This is a genomic window from Erwinia sp. HDF1-3R (genome assembly GCF_039621855.1).
In the GTDB taxonomy this organism is placed as follows: Bacteria; Pseudomonadota; Gammaproteobacteria; order Enterobacterales; family Enterobacteriaceae; genus Erwinia.
Window position 1 is genome coordinate 4,441,512 of record NZ_CP155071.1, and the last position, 17,358, is coordinate 4,458,869.

The 17,358-nt window shown below is 54.5% G+C and carries 17 protein-coding genes; 6 read left to right on the forward strand and 11 right to left on the reverse strand.

What is annotated here, in order from left to right:
• The first annotated feature begins 46 nt into the window (after positions 1–46).
• Positions 47–2,602: a peptidoglycan glycosyltransferase/peptidoglycan DD-transpeptidase MrcA gene (gene mrcA / locus AAGR22_RS20265; protein ID WP_345829285.1), complete on the forward strand. Its 2,556-nt coding sequence runs from the start codon at positions 47–49 to the stop codon at positions 2,600–2,602.
• Between the two features lie 104 nt (positions 2,603–2,706).
• On the opposite strand, the gene nudE is transcribed toward mrcA, so the two are convergent.
• Positions 2,707–3,273: an ADP compounds hydrolase NudE gene (gene nudE / locus AAGR22_RS20270; protein ID WP_067709849.1), complete on the reverse strand. Its 567-nt coding sequence runs from the start codon at positions 3,271–3,273 to the stop codon at positions 2,707–2,709.
• Positions 3,274–3,680: 407 nt separating this feature from the next.
• Between nudE and AAGR22_RS20275 the strand changes: the two genes are divergently transcribed.
• From AAGR22_RS20275 to pckA, 4 genes are all read left to right on the forward strand, one after another.
• Positions 3,681–5,822 (forward strand): intracellular growth attenuator family protein, encoded by a 2,142-nt coding sequence (locus AAGR22_RS20275; RefSeq protein ID WP_345829287.1) that lies wholly within the window; start codon positions 3,681–3,683, stop codon positions 5,820–5,822.
• Between the two features lie 149 nt (positions 5,823–5,971).
• Positions 5,972–6,373, forward strand: coding sequence for a ribosome-associated heat shock protein Hsp15 (gene hslR / locus AAGR22_RS20280; RefSeq protein ID WP_067709845.1), 402 nt, complete (start codon positions 5,972–5,974; stop codon positions 6,371–6,373).
• 23 nt (positions 6,374–6,396) lie between these two features.
• Positions 6,397–7,278, forward strand: a complete 882-nt coding sequence (gene hslO / locus AAGR22_RS20285; RefSeq protein ID WP_067709842.1) for an Hsp33 family molecular chaperone HslO — start codon at positions 6,397–6,399, stop codon at positions 7,276–7,278.
• 278 nt (positions 7,279–7,556) lie between these two features.
• Complete coding sequence (gene pckA / locus AAGR22_RS20290) at positions 7,557–9,170, forward strand: phosphoenolpyruvate carboxykinase (ATP) (RefSeq protein ID WP_067709840.1); 1,614 nt, start codon at positions 7,557–7,559, stop codon at positions 9,168–9,170.
• A 56-nt stretch (positions 9,171–9,226) separates the two neighbouring features.
• Here the strand turns inward: pckA and envZ are convergent, their stop codons facing one another.
• Together envZ and ompR are read right to left on the reverse strand one after the other, a co-directional pair.
• Positions 9,227–10,582, reverse strand: a complete 1,356-nt coding sequence (gene envZ / locus AAGR22_RS20295) for a two-component system sensor histidine kinase EnvZ (RefSeq protein WP_067709837.1) — start codon at positions 10,580–10,582, stop codon at positions 9,227–9,229.
• Positions 10,579–11,298, reverse strand: coding sequence for a two-component system response regulator OmpR (gene ompR, locus AAGR22_RS20300; protein ID WP_001157751.1), 720 nt, complete (start codon positions 11,296–11,298; stop codon positions 10,579–10,581). The genes envZ and ompR overlap by 4 nt, the downstream gene beginning before the upstream one ends.
• Before the next feature lie 302 nt (positions 11,299–11,600).
• Here ompR and greB point away from each other — a divergent pair, with 302 nt between their 5' ends.
• Positions 11,601–12,080 (forward strand): transcription elongation factor GreB, encoded by a 480-nt coding sequence (greB, locus tag AAGR22_RS20305; RefSeq protein ID WP_067709834.1) that lies wholly within the window; start codon positions 11,601–11,603, stop codon positions 12,078–12,080.
• 46 nt (positions 12,081–12,126) lie between these two features.
• Here greB and AAGR22_RS20310 read toward each other — a convergent pair whose 3' ends face one another.
• The 8 genes from AAGR22_RS20310 to AAGR22_RS20345 form a co-directional block, all read right to left on the reverse strand.
• On the reverse strand, positions 12,127–12,393 hold the full coding sequence (locus tag AAGR22_RS20310; RefSeq protein WP_345829288.1) for a colicin immunity domain-containing protein: 267 nt from the start codon (positions 12,391–12,393) through the stop codon (positions 12,127–12,129).
• A 136-nt stretch (positions 12,394–12,529) separates the two neighbouring features.
• Complete coding sequence (locus AAGR22_RS20315) at positions 12,530–12,802, reverse strand: colicin immunity domain-containing protein (protein WP_345829289.1); 273 nt, start codon at positions 12,800–12,802, stop codon at positions 12,530–12,532.
• Positions 12,803–12,938: 136 nt separating this feature from the next.
• Positions 12,939–13,202, reverse strand: coding sequence for a colicin immunity domain-containing protein (locus AAGR22_RS20320; RefSeq protein ID WP_345829290.1), 264 nt, complete (start codon positions 13,200–13,202; stop codon positions 12,939–12,941).
• A gap of 136 nt (positions 13,203–13,338) precedes the next feature.
• Positions 13,339–13,605: a colicin immunity domain-containing protein gene (locus AAGR22_RS20325; RefSeq protein ID WP_345829291.1), complete on the reverse strand. Its 267-nt coding sequence runs from the start codon at positions 13,603–13,605 to the stop codon at positions 13,339–13,341.
• Between the two features lie 136 nt (positions 13,606–13,741).
• Positions 13,742–14,014: a colicin immunity domain-containing protein gene (locus AAGR22_RS20330; RefSeq protein ID WP_345829292.1), complete on the reverse strand. Its 273-nt coding sequence runs from the start codon at positions 14,012–14,014 to the stop codon at positions 13,742–13,744.
• Positions 14,011–15,297, reverse strand: coding sequence for an S-type pyocin domain-containing protein (locus AAGR22_RS20335; protein WP_345829293.1), 1,287 nt, complete (start codon positions 15,295–15,297; stop codon positions 14,011–14,013). The genes AAGR22_RS20330 and AAGR22_RS20335 overlap by 4 nt, the downstream gene beginning before the upstream one ends.
• 277 nt (positions 15,298–15,574) lie before the next feature.
• Positions 15,575–15,832, reverse strand: a complete 258-nt coding sequence (locus tag AAGR22_RS20340; protein WP_345829294.1) for a bacteriocin immunity protein — start codon at positions 15,830–15,832, stop codon at positions 15,575–15,577.
• Between the two features lies 1 nt (position 15,833).
• Positions 15,834–17,204, reverse strand: coding sequence for an S-type pyocin domain-containing protein (locus AAGR22_RS20345; RefSeq protein ID WP_345829296.1), 1,371 nt, complete (start codon positions 17,202–17,204; stop codon positions 15,834–15,836).
• Between the last annotated feature and the right edge of the window lie 154 nt (positions 17,205–17,358).

The following is a 17,358-nucleotide window of genomic DNA, read 5'->3' on the forward strand; positions in this document are numbered from 1 at the left end:
CGATTGTTTATAAACTGCCCGATCGACATAAAGTGGAAAATATCAGGTGAAGTTCGTAAAGTATTTTTTAATCCTTGCAGTGCTTTGCATTCTGCTGGGAGCAGGCTCGATCTATGGCCTTTACAAATATATAGAGCCCCAGCTGCCGGACGTGGCCACGCTGAAAGACGTCCGTCTTCAGACGCCGATGCAGATCTACAGCGCCGATAACGAACTGATCGCCCAGTACGGTGAGAAGCGACGCATTCCGTTAAAACTGCAGCAGATCCCGCCGGTGATGGTAAAAGCCTTTATCGCGACCGAAGACAGCCGTTTTTACGAGCATCACGGCGTTGACCCCATTGGTATTTTTCGTGCAGCCAGTATCGCGTTGGTGTCTGGCCACGCGTCCCAGGGTGCAAGTACCATTACTCAGCAGCTGGCCAGAAACTTCTTCCTCAGCCCTGAACGTACCCTGATGCGTAAAATCAAGGAGGCTTTCCTCGCCATCCGCATTGAGCAGATGATGAGTAAAGATGAAATCCTTGAACTTTATCTGAACAAAATCTATCTCGGCTACCGTGCCTACGGCGTTGGCGCGGCCGCTCAGGTCTATTTTGGCAAAAATGTCGATCAGCTTTCCCTGAGTGAAATGGCGATGATTGCCGGGTTGCCTAAAGCGCCGTCAACGTTCAACCCGCTCTATTCACATGACAGAGCGCTGCAGCGCCGTAACGTGGTGCTGGGTCGCATGCTCGACCAGCACTACATTACCCAGTCACAGTATGAAGAGGCTCGCAGCACCCCGCTTACCGCCATCTATCATGCACCTGAAATTGCCTTTTCCGCGCCTTATCTGACTGAAATGGTGCGCCAGGAGATGATCAAACGCTACGGCGAAAATGCCTATAACGACGGATTCAGGGTCACTACCACTATTACGCGCAGGCTACAGCTGGCAGCGCAGAAATCGGTGCAGGACAACGTCATCGCCTATGACATGCGTCACGGCTACCGTGGCCCGGCTAACGTTTTATGGAAAGTAGGTGAGCAGAGCTGGGGACACAGCGAAATCCTGAAAACGCTCAAGGCGCTGCCAGTATATGGGCCGCTGATCCCCGCCGTTATCACTGATGCTACCCGTGAGGAGGCCACTGCCACCCTGCGCGATGGCAGCAGCGTGACGCTTGGCCTGGCCGGCATGCGCTGGGCGCGTCCGTATAAATCTGACACGGTCCAGGGCCGTACGCCTCAGTCCGTTACCGATGTCGTTCAGCCCGGCCAGCAGGTTTGGGTTCGTAAGGTCGATAGCGACTGGTGGATTGCGCAGGTGCCTGACGTAAACTCCTCGCTGGTTTCGCTGGATCCCCAAACGGGTGCAGTTCGCGCGCTGGTCGGTGGATTCGATTTCAACCAGAGTAAATTCAACCGCGTCACGCAGTCGCTGCGCCAGGTCGGGTCGAACATTAAGCCCTTCCTGTATACCGCCGCCATGGATCGCGGTCTGACGCTGGCCTCCATTCTGAACGATGTGCCGATTTCCCGCTGGGATGCTGGCGCAGGCGCCGACTGGCGTCCCAAAAACTCACCGGCGACCTACGATGGCCCAATCCGCTTACGTCAGGGGCTGGGACAGTCGAAAAACGTGGTGATGGTTCGCGCAATGCGCGCGATGGGCGTTGATTATGCCGCACAGTATCTGCAACGCTTTGGCTTCCCGGCGCAGAATATCGTTCACACAGAATCTCTGGCGCTGGGTTCAGCTTCTTTCACACCGTTGCAGATGGTCAGAGGCTATTCAGTAATGGCTAACGGCGGCTTCCTGGTTGACCCGTGGTTCATCAGTAAAATTCAGGATGAACAGGGCAATACGCTGTTCGAAGAGAAACCTAAAATTGCCTGCCCGGAATGCAATCTGCCGGTGATTTACGGCGATACGCAAAAGGCCGTCGCCCTTAGCGAAGACAGCGTGGAAAATCCGACTATCTCGCAGGTCGGTAGCAATACCGCCGTGCCGCAGCCACAGCTTGAGCAGGTTTCTCAACAACAGGCCGCGCAGGATGGTCAGCAGCAGTATGCCCCGCACGTGATCAATACGCCGCTGTCGTTCCTGATTAAAAGCGCGCTGAACTCCAACATCTTCGGTGAACCGGGCTGGATGGGCACGGGCTGGCGAGCGGGCCGCGATCTGAAACGTAACGACATCGGCGGTAAAACCGGGACCACCAACAGCTCCAAGGATGCCTGGTTCTCCGGTTACGGGCCTGGCGTGGTGACGTCGGTATGGATTGGCTTTGACGATCACCGCCGCGATCTGGGACGTACCACCGCTTCCGGTGCAATTAAGGATCAAATTTCAGGTTATGAGGGAGGGGCAAAGAGTGCGCAACCGGCCTGGGACGAATATATGAAAGCAGCGCTTGATGGCGTTCCGCTACAGCCGCTGACGCCGCCGGAAGGCGTGGTAACGGTGACTATCGATCGCAGTACCGGCAAGCTGGCTAACGGCGGCGGGAATACGCGTCAGGAGTACTTTATAAACGGCACCCAGCCAACCGAGTACTCCGTCCATGACGTGGGAACCACGCTTATGGACAACGGTCAGAGCCACGAGCTGTTCTGAGTTAATGCAGGACCATGACAACGGAGTGTCCTGGTCCTGCATTGGACGCTGCCTCTGCCTTCCTGACCGCGCTAACCCGCGTCAGGTCAAAAAGGCGGGCTGCTTTAATAGCGCAGACGGCCCTGCTTAACCAGCCATTCACGAACAAGGAAAAGCGCACTGACGTTGCGCGCCTCGCGGAAATCTGGTTCCTGCAGCAGACCCAGCAGGTTATTTAACGGCCAACGAACCTGCGGAAGCGGCTCCGGCTCATCTCCTTCCAGCTTCTCTTCGTAAAGTTGCTCAGCCACAACGATATTCATTTTGCTGGAAAAATAGGAAGGCGCCATGGTGAGCTTTGCCAGCGTTTCCAGCCTGTGCGCACCAAACCCAGCTTCTTCTTTCAGCTCGCGATTTGCCGCCTCAAACGGGGTTTCACCCGGATCGATCAGGCCTTTCGGAAAGCCCAGCTCGTAACACTCCAGCCCCACCGCATATTCCTGAATTAGGATCAGATCGTCGCCAATGATTGGCACAATCATTACGGCCTCGCGATCGGAGGGCTTCATCCGCTCGTAAACGCGTCGGGCTCCATTACTGAACGCCAGATCTACGGCCTCGACGGTAAACAGGCGCGAACGTGCCACGGCTTCAACATTAAGGATGTCGGGTTTCTGTAGTTGTCTGGTCATAGTGGCCCCAGCGGAACGCCTAAAAATGGGCTTAACAGCCCGCGAGTGTCGGTACAGGGTACCGGCTTCCCATTGTGCGGCAGCAAAAAGAGTATGCCAATCATTGCACAGATTATTTTCCGCGGTTATAACAAATATGATTTACGAGACACTGAAAAGATTTAAAAAATGTCAATCATATCAGTCAAAAATAGGAATACGCCGATACTTACCCTGCCTGTAGATTGGTAGGATCTGGTACGGGACTTATACAATATAATTCTAATTTAATGATTTTGTGTGCTATTTTTATATACTCAGCGGATTGCCAGCGCCGTCTAAACCCGCCACAATATCACCAGCAATATGTACCAGGCAGGTAACCACCAGAATAGCGACGGGAGCAGAGTGGCAGGAATGAGGGAAGCATGAGCACAATAGTCATCATATTGGCTGTAATGCTGGCCTGCTCAGTCGGGGCGGGTTGTTTCTTTTGGTACGCTATGCGGCATCGTCCGCCGTTGGCGAAACCACTGCCATTCATTAGTCCCCCCTTTCGTAAACTGAATGATGACGAACGTAAAGGCATTGAGCGCTATATCGCCTCACTGGCTAAAAATCGTGACGCCTCACTGTCTTCCGGTGCCAGCCCTGCGATAGATCCGCTGGTACTGACCTCTCAAAGCAACAATGTCTATCCCGTCACGCGCTCAATAACCCGCTACGGGTTGTCCACGGACGAGCCGCACAACTGGCGATACTATCTTGATGCCGTTGAGGTTCATCTTCCGCCGCAGTGGGAACAGTACATTGCCGAAGAAAACTTTGTCGAACTGATCAAAACCCAGACCATCCCTCTGGTGATCTCGCTTAATGGCCACTCGCTGGTGAACTACATCTACGAGCAGCCAGCGATGGCAGCAGCAGCAGCCCGGCCACTGGCGCAAAATGCGTCGATCCGCAAAGAAGAGAGTGAGCATATTGAGCTCCTGAGCGTACGTAAAGAGACGCCGGAGGAGTATGCGCTTAGCCGACCTGATGGTACGCGGGAGGCCGTCGCTATCGGTGTCGCGCTGATGCTCTTTTTTGTCAGCCTCGTTGGCCCGCTGCTCATGATGCCCTGGCTTAACCTGGCCGCGGTGGTCATCATTTTGGTCAGCGCCTGGTCACTTTATCGTCGCCCCTCTGAAAAAGATCTGCGTGAGATCCACTGTCTGCGCGGCGCGCCAAAGCGCTGGGGTCTGTTTGGCGAATCCAATCAGGGGCAGATTGGCAATATCTCCCTGGGCATCATCGACCTGATTTATCCCGCCCACTGGCAGCCTTACATTACCCACGATTTTGGGAAAGAGACGGAAGTCGATATCTACCTGAACCGCCATGTCGTGCGCCAGGGTCGGTTTCTTTCGCTACAGGATGAGGTCCGCCACTTCCCGGTTCAGCGCTGGCGCAAAAACGTGGTGCTGGCGGCAGGTTCCCTGCTGGTGCTGGCCCTGCTGATCGCGTGGGTTCCGCTCAGTATGCCGTTAAAGCTGAGCATGGCCTGGCTCAAAGGAACCGAGAGCGTTCAGGTTACCTCGGTTAACGATCTGGAAAAAATCCCACTGCGCGTGGGCGACCGTCTGAAAGTTAGCGGCAGAGGCATGTGCTCCATCCCCACTACCTACCAGGGTAACCGCAGCTATGCGTTTATGCCTTTTGACTGCTCGGCAGTGTACTGGAATAACTCACCGCCGCTGCCACAGCCGCAGTCAGATATTATTGATAAGGCGACCGCGCTGCTCAATACCACCAGTCTTCAATTGCATCCACAGGGTAGTCCCGACCCTAAACTTAATCCGCAGCTTGCCACCGCCATTCAAAAGTCCGGTATGATCCTGTTGGATGACTTTTCGGACATTGTGCTGAGAACGCAGGAGCTGTGTAGCCAGGATCAGGACTGCGTGAGGCTGAAGAACGCGCTGGTTAACCTGGGTAATGCCAAAGACTGGGAAACGCTGGTTCAGCGCGCCGATTCCGGTTCGCTAAACGGCATGAACGTGCTGCTGCGTCCGGTAAGCGCGGAAGCCCTGGAGAATCTGGTGAATACGGCCACGTCTTCGTTTTTCTACCGGGAAACGCGCCGCGCTGCCGAATCGCTGAACAGCCCACCGCCGGGCGGCTTTCTGATCCTCAGCGACGAAGGTCGTCAGCTGGTTAGCCAGCAGGCTCCGAATATCTCACTGTTTGATTATAACGCCCCGGATCAGTGGCCGGAGTTGCAGCGTCTTTCGGGTATGTTGCTGCATACCCCCTTCTCCGCCAGCGGGATTGTGACTAACATCAGCACCGATGCTAACGGCACCTGGCATATCGCCCTGCATAGCGCCCCCGATACCATTACGCTATTCCGCTATCTGGGAACAACCCTGCTGCTGTTAGTCGTCGCGCTGAGTTTTATTGTTAATAGCCTGCTGGCGCTGCGGCGTATGCACCGCAACCGCTTGCGGATTAACGCCATTCAGAATTATTATGACAAGTGCTTCAATCCTACGTTGAACAGCACCCAGAGCTTTCGCCCGCAGTTCTGAGCCTGCCACTTTTATGCTATTTTTAACGGTGGCACGTCTCTTGATCCCCTTCTGACCTGCCCGACCGCGTCAGCAATTAACCGCTGAAGACACGCCTTGAATTCTGGCTTTCCACCCATACATAAGGTTATTCCCGAAAAGGAGCTGCGATGAAAGAGAAACCCGCAGAGGCGGTTCGGCTCGATAAATGGCTGTGGGCCGCGCGGTTTTATAAGACGCGCGCCGCTGCGCGCCAGATGATCGAAGGCGGTAAGGTTCACTATAACGGTCAGCGCAGCAAGCCCAGCAAGATTGTTGAGCCCGATGCGGAACTGACGCTCCGTCAGGGCAATGATGAACGTACGGTGGTAGTGCGCCTGGTCAATGACCAGCGCCGTCCAGCATCAGAAGCCCAGCAGATGTACGCCGAAACGGCACAAAGTATTGAGAAACGGGAAAAAATAGCGCTGGCGCGAAAAATGAATGCGCTGAGTATGCCTCATCCCGACCGTCGCCCTGATAAAAAAGAGCGCCGGGACTTAATGAAATTTAAAAATACCGGCGACGAATAACCCGTCGTTAACGAGAGAGAACTATGGCTCATCAAGACCAACTGCACCGCTATCTGTTCGAAAACTACGCCGTGCGTGGTGAACTGGTCAGCGTTTCCACCACCTGGCGCGACATCATCGACGGGCATGATTACCCACAGCCGGTTCAACAGGTGCTGGGCGAGCTGCTGGTTGCTACCAGCCTGCTTACCGCCACGCTGAAGTTTGCCGGTAATATTACCGTTCAGCTTCAGGGCGATGGCCCTCTCAACCTGGCGGTGATTAACGGCAATAACAAGCAGGAAATGCGCGGCGTGGCGCGCATGCAGGGCGATATCGCCCCCGGCAGCAGCCTGAAAGAGATGGTGGGTAACGGTTACCTGGTAATAACGCTCTCCCCGGATGAGGGTGAGCGTTATCAGGGCGTAGTGGGGCTGGAGGGAGAAACGCTGGCGGAATGCCTGGAAGACTATTTTATGCGTTCCGAGCAGCTGCCAACGCGTCTGTTTATCCGCACCGGCGAGGCAGAAGGTCAGCCGGGCGCGGCAGGGATCCTGCTTCAGGTTCTGCCCGCGCAGGAGACGAAAACCGATGACTTTGAGCATCTGACCACCTTAACCGGGACGATTAAAACAGAAGAGCTGCTTAACCTTCCCGCGCAGGAAGTGCTGTGGCGTCTGTATAATCAGGAAGAGGTGACGCTGTACGATCCTCAGGATGTCTGCTTCAAATGCTCCTGCTCTCATCAGCGCTGTGGTGAAGTTCTGAGCACCCTGCCCGTCGCTGAAGTTGACCAGATGCTGGCTGAAGATGGCAAGATTGATATGCACTGCGACTACTGCGGCAAAAACTACCTCTACGATGCCGTAGATATTGCGGCCATCCGCAATGACGCTGGCGCGGGCGATAGTGACCGTCTTCACTAACGCTCTTCTGCATCCGCTCCACCCTGGCTGAAAGCGCATGATGCCATCGACTTTACCCGAGTCGGTGGCATATTTTTAGGCGCAATGTATTAATTTTTCGTAAGATTCACGCCCTGCCTCTCATTTCTGCACCCTGCTACTTTCCCTTCGACAAGACAAGTGTAAACTGCGCGCGTGCGTATTGGCCGGGATCCGGTCAGGCGCGCGCCCCGTCACGGTCAACGGATAAAAATTATCCTACACTCTTTTGCAGAACAGAGCCGAAAAGGAGCAGTACTATGCGAGACCTGACCCCGCAGGACCTCATCGCTTATGGCATAACGGATACGGTTGAGATTATTTATAATCCGGATTACGAAACGCTCTACCATGAAGAAACTCGCCCCGGTCTGACCGGCTACGAGCGCGGTATTGAAACGAATTCCGGTGCGATTGCCGTTGATACCGGTGATTTTACCGGCCGCTCGCCGAAAGATAAGTATATCGTTCGCGACGATACCACCCGCGATACGCTGTGGTGGAACGATCAGGGCAAGGGTAAAAATGACAATCAGCCGCTCAGCGACGAAACCTGGCAGTCTCTGAAGTCATTAGTCACCCAGCAACTCTCCGGAAAGCGTCTGTTTGTCGTTGACAGCTGGTGCGGTGCAAATCCGGATAGCCGTCTGTGCGTTCGTTTTATTACTGAAGTGGCCTGGCAGGCGCATTTTGTCAAAAATATGTTTATCCGCCCGGACGATGAAGCGCTGAGCGATTTTGTCCCTGATTTTGTGGTAATGAACGGGGCGAAATGCACTAATCCCGACTGGAAGCAGCAGGGTCTTAACTCTGAGAACTTTGTGGCTTTCAATCTCACCGAGGGTATCCAGCTGATCGGCGGTACCTGGTACGGTGGCGAAATGAAGAAAGGGCTGTTTGCGGTCATGAACTATCTGCTGCCGCTTAAGGGCATCGCCTCGATGCACTGTTCTGCCAACGTTGGCGAGAAAGGCGACGTGGCGGTCTTTTTTGGCCTCTCAGGCACCGGTAAAACGACCCTCTCTACCGATCCTCAGCGAAAGCTGATTGGGGATGATGAACACGGCTGGGACGACGACGGCGTGTTTAACTTTGAGGGCGGCTGCTACGCCAAGACCATTAAGCTTTCTGCCGAGGCCGAGCCGGAAATTTATCAGGCAATACGCCGCGATGCGCTGCTGGAGAACGTGGTCGTTCGCGCCGATGGTTCAGTGGATTATGATGATGGCAGCAAGACGGAAAACACCCGCGTCTCCTACCCGATCAATCATATTGAAAACATCGCAAAACCGGTTTCAAAAGCGGGCCACGCTAAGAAAGTGATTTTCCTCACCGCGGATGCCTTCGGCGTTCTGCCGCCGGTTTCACGCCTGACGCCGGACCAGACTCAGTATCACTTCCTTTCCGGCTTTACCGCCAAGCTGGCCGGTACGGAACGCGGCGTTACCGAACCGACACCGACCTTCTCCGCCTGCTTCGGCGCGGCTTTCCTGATGCTGCATCCTACTCAGTATGCCGACGTGCTGGTGAAGCGAATGGAAGCAGCAGGCGCAGAGGCTTATCTGGTCAATACCGGCTGGAACGGCAGCGGCAAACGCATCTCGATCAAGGATACGCGCGCGATAATCAACGCTATCCTCAGCGGGCAGTTAGCCGATGCAGAGACGCAGAACCTGCCGATTTTTAATCTGGCTATGCCGACTTCTCTGCCGGGCGTGGATGCACAGATCCTGGACCCCCGAAACGCTTACGACAGCGCGGAGGCGTGGGAGGGTAAAGCCCGCGATCTGGCTCAGCGGTTTATCGTAAACTTCGATAAATATACCGACACCCCTGCCGGTGAAGCGCTGATCCCCGCCGGACCCCAGCTGTAAAAAAAAGAGAGGTCGTTTGGATAAACGGCCTCTCTTATTGCGGTTAAGACCAGGATTCAGCTACTGCTGACCGCTGGCGGTAATGCGCTGTTATCAGGCAGAGGCAGATAAGCGCGAATACGCAGCCCGCCCCGTTCGCTTTCCCCAATATCCAGCGTCCCCTGATGGGCATCAATAATGCGTTGCACAATCGCCAGGCCTAAGCCGGTGCCACTGGTGCTGCGGGCACTGTCGCCGCGCACAAAGGGCTGGAACAGGTGCTTAAGCTGATCGGGATGGATGCCCGGGCCGTCATCTTCAACCTGGAACCAGGCCCGCTGAAGCTCGCTACCGCTGCTGACTCTGATCCAGCCGTTGCCGTAGCGCGCGGCGTTGACCACCATATTCGCGGCTGCGCGCTTAATCGACAGCGGGTTGATGTCCAGCATCAGCTCACCCGGCATCACGCCATTATCAATTTCGCGTTCATATCCGCTCTCTGCCGCCACGACCTCGCCCAGTACACCATTGAGATCGGCCCGTTCAAACTGCATCTCCTGGCCCGTGCGCAGATAATCAATAAACTGCTCGATAATCGCATTGCACTCTTCAATGTCTTTGTTGATCGACTCTGCCAGATAGCCATCTTCCTGCGACATCATCTCCGTTGCCAGGCGGATACGCGTTAGCGGGGTTCGCAGGTCATGGCTGACGCCGGCCATCAGCAGCGTTCGGTCATCGGCCAGCAGCTTAACGCCAGCCGCCATCTGGTTGAAGGCCCGGGTGACCGAACGCACCTCCGAAGCGCCGTACTCGCGCAGCGGCGGCGGAATAATCCCCTTCCCTACCTGAAGCGCGGCGTGCTCCAGCTCCACCAGCGGGCGGTTCTGAATGCGGATAAACAGCCAGGCACCGCCGATGGCCAGCAGCATTATCGCCAGCGTGTAGCGGAACAGCGGTGAAAAATCACCCTGGTGGATCTCCGTCAGCGGCACCCTTACCCAGATATCCGGCGACAGCCAGGTTTTCAACCAGACGACCGGGGAGTTCTTGTTAACCTCCACGCGGACGTCGGTCGGGCCACCCAGCTGCTGCGCCATCTGCTGACTGAGAAACTCGTAATGTTGCGCCCAGCGTAATCCGCTCTCTTCCGCCGCTGCATTGGTATACAGCGAGATACCCAGCTCGCGATAGATCTCACGACGAAATGCCGGCGGCACCTCAAGCTGCGTACCGTCCTCAAGCTGTAACCGGTCGGTCATCAGCATGCGCACCTCATAGGCCAGCACTTTGTTAAACTGCTGAAGGCTCGGCAGAATGGCAAAGTTCAGCACCACCAGATAGGTCGTTACCAGGCTGACGAACAGCAGGGTAACAATCAGCAGCAGCGTGCGCGCAAAGGAACTACGGGGTGAGAAGCGGATCCGCCTCATGCTTTACTGCCGTCCGGAACGAATACGTAGCCCAGACCCCAGACGGTCTGGATATAGCGTGGGTGAGCGGGATCTTCTTCCACCATGCGGCGCAGGCGAGAGATCTGCACGTCAATGGATCGCTCCATGGCGCTGTATTCGCGACCGCGGGCCAGATTCATCAGCTTGTCGCGCGACAGCGGCTCACGCGGGTGGCTTACCAGTGCTTTCAGTACGGCGAATTCACCGCTGGTCAATGGCATAGGCTCGTCTTCGCGGAACATTTCACGCGTCCCGAGATTCAGCTTGAACTTGCCGAAAGCGATAACGGCTTCTTCCTGGGAAGGCGCACCCGGCAGTTCGTTGGCCTGACGGCGCAGCACGGCGCGAATGCGAGCCAGCAGTTCACGCGGGTTAAAGGGTTTTGGAATATAGTCATCCGCCCCGATTTCCAGCCCGACGATGCGGTCCACCTCTTCGCCCTTGGCGGTAACCATAATAATCGGCATCGGGTTGCTCTGGCTGCGCAGGCGGCGGCAAATTGACAGGCCGTCTTCTCCCGGCAGCATTAAGTCCAGTACCATCAGATGAAAGGACTCACGGGTCAGCAGGCGATCCATCTGTTCGGCGTTGGCCACGCTGCGTACCTGGAAGCCCTGCTCGGTCAGATAGCGTTCGAGCAGTGCACGTAACCGCATATCATCATCTACGACCAGGATTTTGTAATTTTCTTGCATTTCGTTACTCCCAAAGGCGCAATTGCCTGAGCCATTATTCTTAAAAAAGATGCCTGAATGTAACAGTCAATAATGGTTTATATTGTAGCCGAAATTGTTACAAAGCATATTAAACAGCAGCTTATCTTTAACCTGAATCAAAAAAGCAGCACCGGGGCTGGCCGCAGGCAGAGAAGCGCAGGCACGAATAATCAACGCAAACAAACAGTAACGCACGGCCGATACGCCGTAATGAATTTGCATCTGCCCGCAGCACACCACAAAATAACCTGAGAGATTGCAGCAGAGAAAATGGGCCAACGATGAAAACTAAACTGATCACCCGCGAAGGCTACGACAGGCTGAAGCAGGAACTGGACTTTCTCTGGCGGGAAGATCGCCCTGAAGTGACCAAAAAAGTCACCTGGGCGGCCAGCCTTGGCGATCGCAGCGAAAATGCAGACTATCAATATAACAAAAAGCGCCTGCGCGAGATCGACCGTCGCGTCCGTTACCTCACTAAGTGCCTTGAGCAACTGCGCATTGTGGATTACTCACCGCAGCAGGATGGTAAAGTCTTCTTTGGTGCCTGGGTAGAGATCGAAAACGATGACGGCGACATTAAGCGCTTTCGCATCGTCGGCTATGATGAAATTTTTGGCCGTAACGACTACATCTCGATCGACTCGCCAATGGCCCGCGCGCTGCTGAAAAAAGAGGTGGGCGATGTCGCGCTGGTTCACACACCGATCGGCGAGGCAACCTGGTACGTCAATGAAATTAGCTATATCAGACCCGCATAAACCCCGCCCGGCCTAACGGCCCCAGGCAGGTCACAACGAAGATGGCTCAGAGCAGGTTAAACTGCTCCAGCAGGGCTTTCACTTCCGCCCTTAATTCAGCTTCATTCAGCTCTCCTTTGCTGCGATCCGGTTCAGGGTCATAGCAGTCAGCGGCCATGAAAAGTTCCTCTCCGCAGCGATCTACTGCCTTATCCGGCTCTCTCACTCCCCATAACCTGTCCCGTTCGATAACGATATCTTCGCAAAACTGTTCAGCACTAATCCTGTTGCTGAGGAAGTCTCTTCCCAGCTCGACCAGCTTAATTGTGCTCATAAAACCTCCGTTTCTGAATAGATCCTGCCGTTATCGATTGCCGGATCAATATTCCATCCTGAATGGAAATCACCCTCAATTGTAGGGACGACAGCATTCATCGTCCCGGCATGCAGGTATTCCGAAGGAGTGCAGCTCAGAGCAGGTTAAACTTCTCCAGCAGGGCTTTCACTTCCGCACTTAATTCGGCCTCACTCAGCTCGCAGCTATAGCGACTGCGATCCGGTTCAGGGTTATAGCAGTCAGCGGCCATGAAAAGTTCCTCTCCGCAGCGATCTACCGCCTTATTCGGCTCTCTCACTCCCCATAACTTGCGTCGTTCGATAACGATATCTTCGCAAAACTGTTCAGCACTAATCCTGTTGCTGAGGAAGTCTCTTCCCAGCTCGACCAATTTAACTCTGCTCATAAAACCTCCGTTTCTAAACAGATCCTGTCGTTATCGATTGCCGGGTCAATTTTCCAGCCTGAATGGAAATCACCCTCTATTTTAAGGACGACAGCATTTATCGTCCCGGCATGCAGGTATTCCGAAGGAGTGCAGCTCAGAGCAGGTTAAACTGCTCCAGCAGGGCTTTCACTTCCGCCCTTAATTCGGCCTCACTCAGCTCCCCTTCGGTACGATCCGAGTCGGAGTTATAGCAATCAGCCAAAATGAAAAGCTCGCCCGCGCACCAGTTTATTGCTTTATTGGGCTCTTCTTCAGATAACTTACGACGTCCTTTTATTATATCTTCGGAAAACTGCTCAGCACTGATCTGGTTGTTGACCAATTCTCTTCCTAACTCGACTTGACTAATCCAGCTCATAAAACCTCCGTTTCTAAACAGATCCTGCCGTTATCGATTGCTGGGTCAATTTCCCAGCCTGAATGGAAATCACCCTCTATTGTAAGGACGACAGCATTCATCGTCCCGGCATGCAGGTATTCCGAAAGAGTGCAGCTCAGAGCAGGTTAAACTGCTCCAGCAGGGCTTTCACTTCCGCCCTTAATTCGGCCTCATCCAGCTCGTAGTCGTCGCGATCCGAGTCGGGGTTATAGCAGTCAGCTAAAATGAAAAGCTCACCACCGCAGCGATCTACCGCCTTATCCGGCTCTCTCACCCCCCATAACCTGTCCCGTTCGATAACGATATCTTCGCAAAACTGTTCAGCACTAATCCTGTTGCTGAGGAAGTCTCTTCCCAGCTCGACCAGCTTAATTCTGCTCATAAAACCTCCGTTTCTAAACAGATCCTGCCGTTGTCGTCAGCCGGTTCAATTTTCCAGCCACTCAGAAAATCACCATTGATTCTAAGGACGACAACATTCATCGTCCCGGCATGCAGGTATTCCGAAGGAGTGCAGCTCAGAGCAGGTTAAACTGCTCCAGCAGGGCTTTCACTTCCGCCCTTAATTCGGCCTCATTCATCTCGCAGCTATAGCGACTGCGATCCGGTTCAGGGTCATAGCAGTCGGCTGCCATGAAAAGTTCCTCTCCGCAGCGATCTACCGCCTTGTCCGGCTCTCTCACTCCCCATAATCTGTCCCGTTCGATAACGATATCTTCGCAAAACTGTTCAACACTAATCCTGTTGCTGAGGAAGTCTCTTCCCAGCTCGACCAATTTAACTCTGCTCATAAAACCTCCGTTTCTAAATAGATCCTGCCGTTGTCAATTGTCGGATCAATTTTCCAGCCACTCAGGAAATCACCATTGATTTTAAGGACGACAACATTCATCGTTCCGGGGTTAAAATATACCCGGGAGCCTTTCTCCCGTCGGTATGTCCCCCGCTCAATGGTGTCCTTATCCTTCAGGTGCGCCTCTATTGCATCGCGAAACTGCGTCAGCGTGGTGCTATTTTTTCGCGAGTCGGTAATTCCAAACTTCCCGGCATGCTTATATTTCTTGTCAAGCTGCCTGCGGGTGTAACGCCCTGAATCCAGAGGGTCCGTCAGTACCACATACACCGGCTGCACGCCGCTGCCGCTGGCGTCCGGCTGCCAGTAAACAAAATCCTGCATCCCGCCCGGATCGGCCACTGGCGTGGTGGTGATCTGAATCGTCCCAACCGGTTTTATCACTGTCCCGGTATGCACCGGCGTTACCGGGACTGACGGAGCCGAATTACCGGTATTTGACGGCGAAGATGGCCCGGGAGCCGGGTTGATCAAAATGGTCCGCGGTGGCTGGCCCGCTACCGCAGGCAGCGTGATGATATCCAGCCCTGTCGCTGCATCCCGCACCGCCGTCAGGACCGGTACCGCCGACGGTAATCCACCCTCTCCGGTTTTCAGCAGTTTTAACGCCAGCTCACCGTTGCTCATCACCAGCGAAGCGCGTACCGCCAGGTCTGCCGTCCGTACGCCCGGCTCCAGCCCTTTCCTGTTAGGTAACAGAGTGCTGGCAGGCATTGCGAACATCGCAGCGACATCACGCCCCGGCACTCTGTCGCTGCCAGCCCCCACCTCCGGAGAATGGAAAATGGCGGCAATCGCAATGCCGCCTGCCGCGCCTGCGGCCACAGCCGAGGCGGCCCGGCCTAACGCGGCCAGCAAGGAGCTGGCAGCACCCATCACCCCTTCTCCGGTGATTGCCAGCTGTACCGTGCCCGGGGCTCGCGCCAGCGCCAGCGCGCCAGCAGCAGTCAGAGACGCTTCGGCCGCTTTAACCGTTTCCGGGGTATACCGGGGGGACTCTGAAACGCCCAGCATGGCCAGGGCGAGCTTAATTTCCCTGTCTGACAAAGGCATGCAAAACGCAATGCCCCCGTCACCTCTGTCCATAACCCATGCCCAGCTTCCGCCATTCATTAATGTCAAATAGCAGGCTTTCTGGGGGCCCTTAAACTGAAACTTTCCGTCGCCCAGATAAATGGGGGTAATGTCCCGCGAGCGCGGGTTTCCTTCCTTTTTACTCATCCTTAAGTTCCTTTTCCAGGGTACTTTTTATTTAATCCGGCCGACGCTTTTACTACGCCGGTGACGGCTCACGCTGAAACAAACCGGGGAGAACAGGTTTTGTTTCATACGTTACTGTAACAACAGGAAATTAATTTTTCCCGCCGTGATATCACAGATTTCGACCCCCGCCGCATGACTGATGTGAACAATTCCTAATGACGTGGATTTACCGCCCCGCCGCTGGCAATTTTTGCCCGCAATCCGTATAACTGTCCGCTGACTCTTAAGCCACACATTAACCTTGTTTAAATCCAGGCTTACCATTTTTAGCCCGCCATTCCCTGACCTCTTTTACAATACCTTCAGGGCTGTCATCCTGATCGTCCATGGGATGATAAATAAGACCATTGCGATGAGGATGTTCGGTCAAACGTTCGAATTCAAGAACAGCCTTTGTATGCTCAGCCTCTGTTTCATAGTCTGCATTACAAATTTTTCTGACAAAATATAAAAACTCGGCATCGGTATAATCAGAAATCGTTTTCTTTTCCATCTCAATTATCCTCTTTATGGATTTCAATATGACGTTTAGGGGTCATCACTCGAATATTATCTATGTCATATATTGCACCGTTATCCTTAATAAATTTGACATGGTGTAACTCGAATCGAATTCGTCCCCCGACTTGTTCAGATGGAATAGGGAAAGGAGAGTAACCTTTCATTAAGTTTCGTTTATTATTTTCCCTGAACTGTTTAATCAATACAGGATCTCTGCCCACATCCTTCCAAAAAGCCTCACGAAACGCATCAAAATTCGCAAATTCCCTTCCTTGTAATTTGTCCGCGATCTGGCTCGGGATAGGAGCACCAAGATCTTTACCAGCATTAGTAAGCCAGTCTCCGCCAACCGGTTCACCTTTACCACTGACCTTACCCAATCTATTTCGGGGATTGCTAAGTACCACATACACCGGCTGCACGCCGCTGCCGCTGGCGTCCAGCTGCCAGTAAACAAAATCCTGCATCCCGCCCGGATCGGCCACTGGCGTGGTGGTGATCTGAATCGTCCCAACCGGTTTTATCACTGTCCCGGTATGCACCGGCGTTACCGGGACTGACGGAGCCGAATTACCGGTATTTGACGGCGAAGATGGCCCGGGAGCCGGGTTGATCAAAATGGTCCGCGGTGGCTGGCCTGCTACCGCAGGCAGCGTGATGATATCCAGCCCTGTCGCTGCATCCCGCACCGCCGTCAGGACCGGTACCGCCGACGGTAATCCACCCTCTCCGGTTTTCAGCAATTTTAACGCCAGCTCACCGTTGCTCATCACCAGCGAAGCGCGTACCGCCAGGTCTGCCGTCCGTACGCCCGGCTCCAGCCCTTTCCTGTTAGGTAACAGAGTGCTGGCAGGCATTGCGAACATCGCAGCGACATCACGCCCCGGCACTCTGTCGCTGCCAGCCCCCACCTCCGGAGAATGGAAAATGGCGGCAATCGCAATGCCGCCTGCCGCGCCTGCGGCCACAGCCGAGGCGGCCCGGCCTAACGCGGCCAGCAAGGAGCTGGCAGCACCCATCACCCCTTCTCCGGCGATTGCCAGCTGTACCGCGCCCGGGGCTCGCGCCAGCGCCAGCGCGCCAGCAGCAGTCAGAGACGCTTCGGCCGCTTTAACCGTTTCCGGGGTATACCGGGGGGACTCTGAAACGCCCAACATGGCCAGGGCGAGCTTAATTTCCCTGTCTGACAAAGGCATGCAAAACGCAATGCCCCCGTCACCTCTGTCCATAACCCATGCCCAGCTTCCGCCATTCATTAATGTCAAATAGCAGGCTTTCTGGGGGCCCTTAAACTGAAACTTTCCGTCGCCCAGATAAATGGGGGTAATGTCCCGCGAGCGCGGGTTTCCTTCCTTTTTACTCATCCTTAAGTTCCTTTTCCGGGGTACTTTTTATTTAATCCGGCCGACGCTTTTACTACGCCGGTGACGGCTCACGCTGAAACAAACCGGGGAGAACAGGGTTTTGTTTCATACGTTACTGTAACAACCAGAAATTAATTTTTCCCGCCGTGATATC

Excerpts from the sequence above, each read along its gene's own strand:
- AAGR22_RS20315 (WP_345829289.1), bottom strand. The coding sequence starts at position 12,802 with ATGAGCAGAGTTAAATTGGTCGAGCTGGGAAGAGACTTCCTCAGCAAC.
- envZ (WP_067709837.1), bottom strand. The coding sequence starts at position 10,582 with ATGAGGCGGATCCGCTTCTCACCCCGTAGTTCCTTTGCGCGCACGCTG.
- hslR (WP_067709845.1), top strand. The coding sequence starts at position 5,972 with ATGAAAGAGAAACCCGCAGAGGCGGTTCGGCTCGATAAATGGCTGTGG.
- AAGR22_RS20335 (WP_345829293.1), bottom strand. The coding sequence starts at position 15,297 with ATGAGTAAAAAGGAAGGAAACCCGCGCTCGCGGGACATTACCCCCATT.
- ompR (WP_001157751.1), bottom strand. The coding sequence starts at position 11,298 with ATGCAAGAAAATTACAAAATCCTGGTCGTAGATGATGATATGCGGTTA.
- nudE (WP_067709849.1), bottom strand. The coding sequence starts at position 3,273 with ATGACCAGACAACTACAGAAACCCGACATCCTTAATGTTGAAGCCGTG.
- AAGR22_RS20345 (WP_345829296.1), bottom strand. The coding sequence starts at position 17,204 with ATGAGTAAAAAGGAAGGAAACCCGCGCTCGCGGGACATTACCCCCATT.
- AAGR22_RS20320 (WP_345829290.1), bottom strand. The coding sequence starts at position 13,202 with ATGAGCTGGATTAGTCAAGTCGAGTTAGGAAGAGAATTGGTCAACAAC.
- AAGR22_RS20330 (WP_345829292.1), bottom strand. The coding sequence starts at position 14,014 with ATGAGCAGAGTTAAATTGGTCGAGCTGGGAAGAGACTTCCTCAGCAAC.
- greB (WP_067709834.1), top strand. The coding sequence starts at position 11,601 with ATGAAAACTAAACTGATCACCCGCGAAGGCTACGACAGGCTGAAGCAG.
- pckA (WP_067709840.1), top strand. The coding sequence starts at position 7,557 with ATGCGAGACCTGACCCCGCAGGACCTCATCGCTTATGGCATAACGGAT.
- hslO (WP_067709842.1), top strand. The coding sequence starts at position 6,397 with ATGGCTCATCAAGACCAACTGCACCGCTATCTGTTCGAAAACTACGCC.
- AAGR22_RS20325 (WP_345829291.1), bottom strand. The coding sequence starts at position 13,605 with ATGAGCAGAATTAAGCTGGTCGAGCTGGGAAGAGACTTCCTCAGCAAC.
- AAGR22_RS20340 (WP_345829294.1), bottom strand. The coding sequence starts at position 15,832 with ATGGAAAAGAAAACGATTTCTGATTATACCGATGCCGAGTTTTTATAT.
- AAGR22_RS20275 (WP_345829287.1), top strand. The coding sequence starts at position 3,681 with ATGAGCACAATAGTCATCATATTGGCTGTAATGCTGGCCTGCTCAGTC.
- AAGR22_RS20310 (WP_345829288.1), bottom strand. The coding sequence starts at position 12,393 with ATGAGCACAATTAAGCTGGTCGAGCTGGGAAGAGACTTCCTCAGCAAC.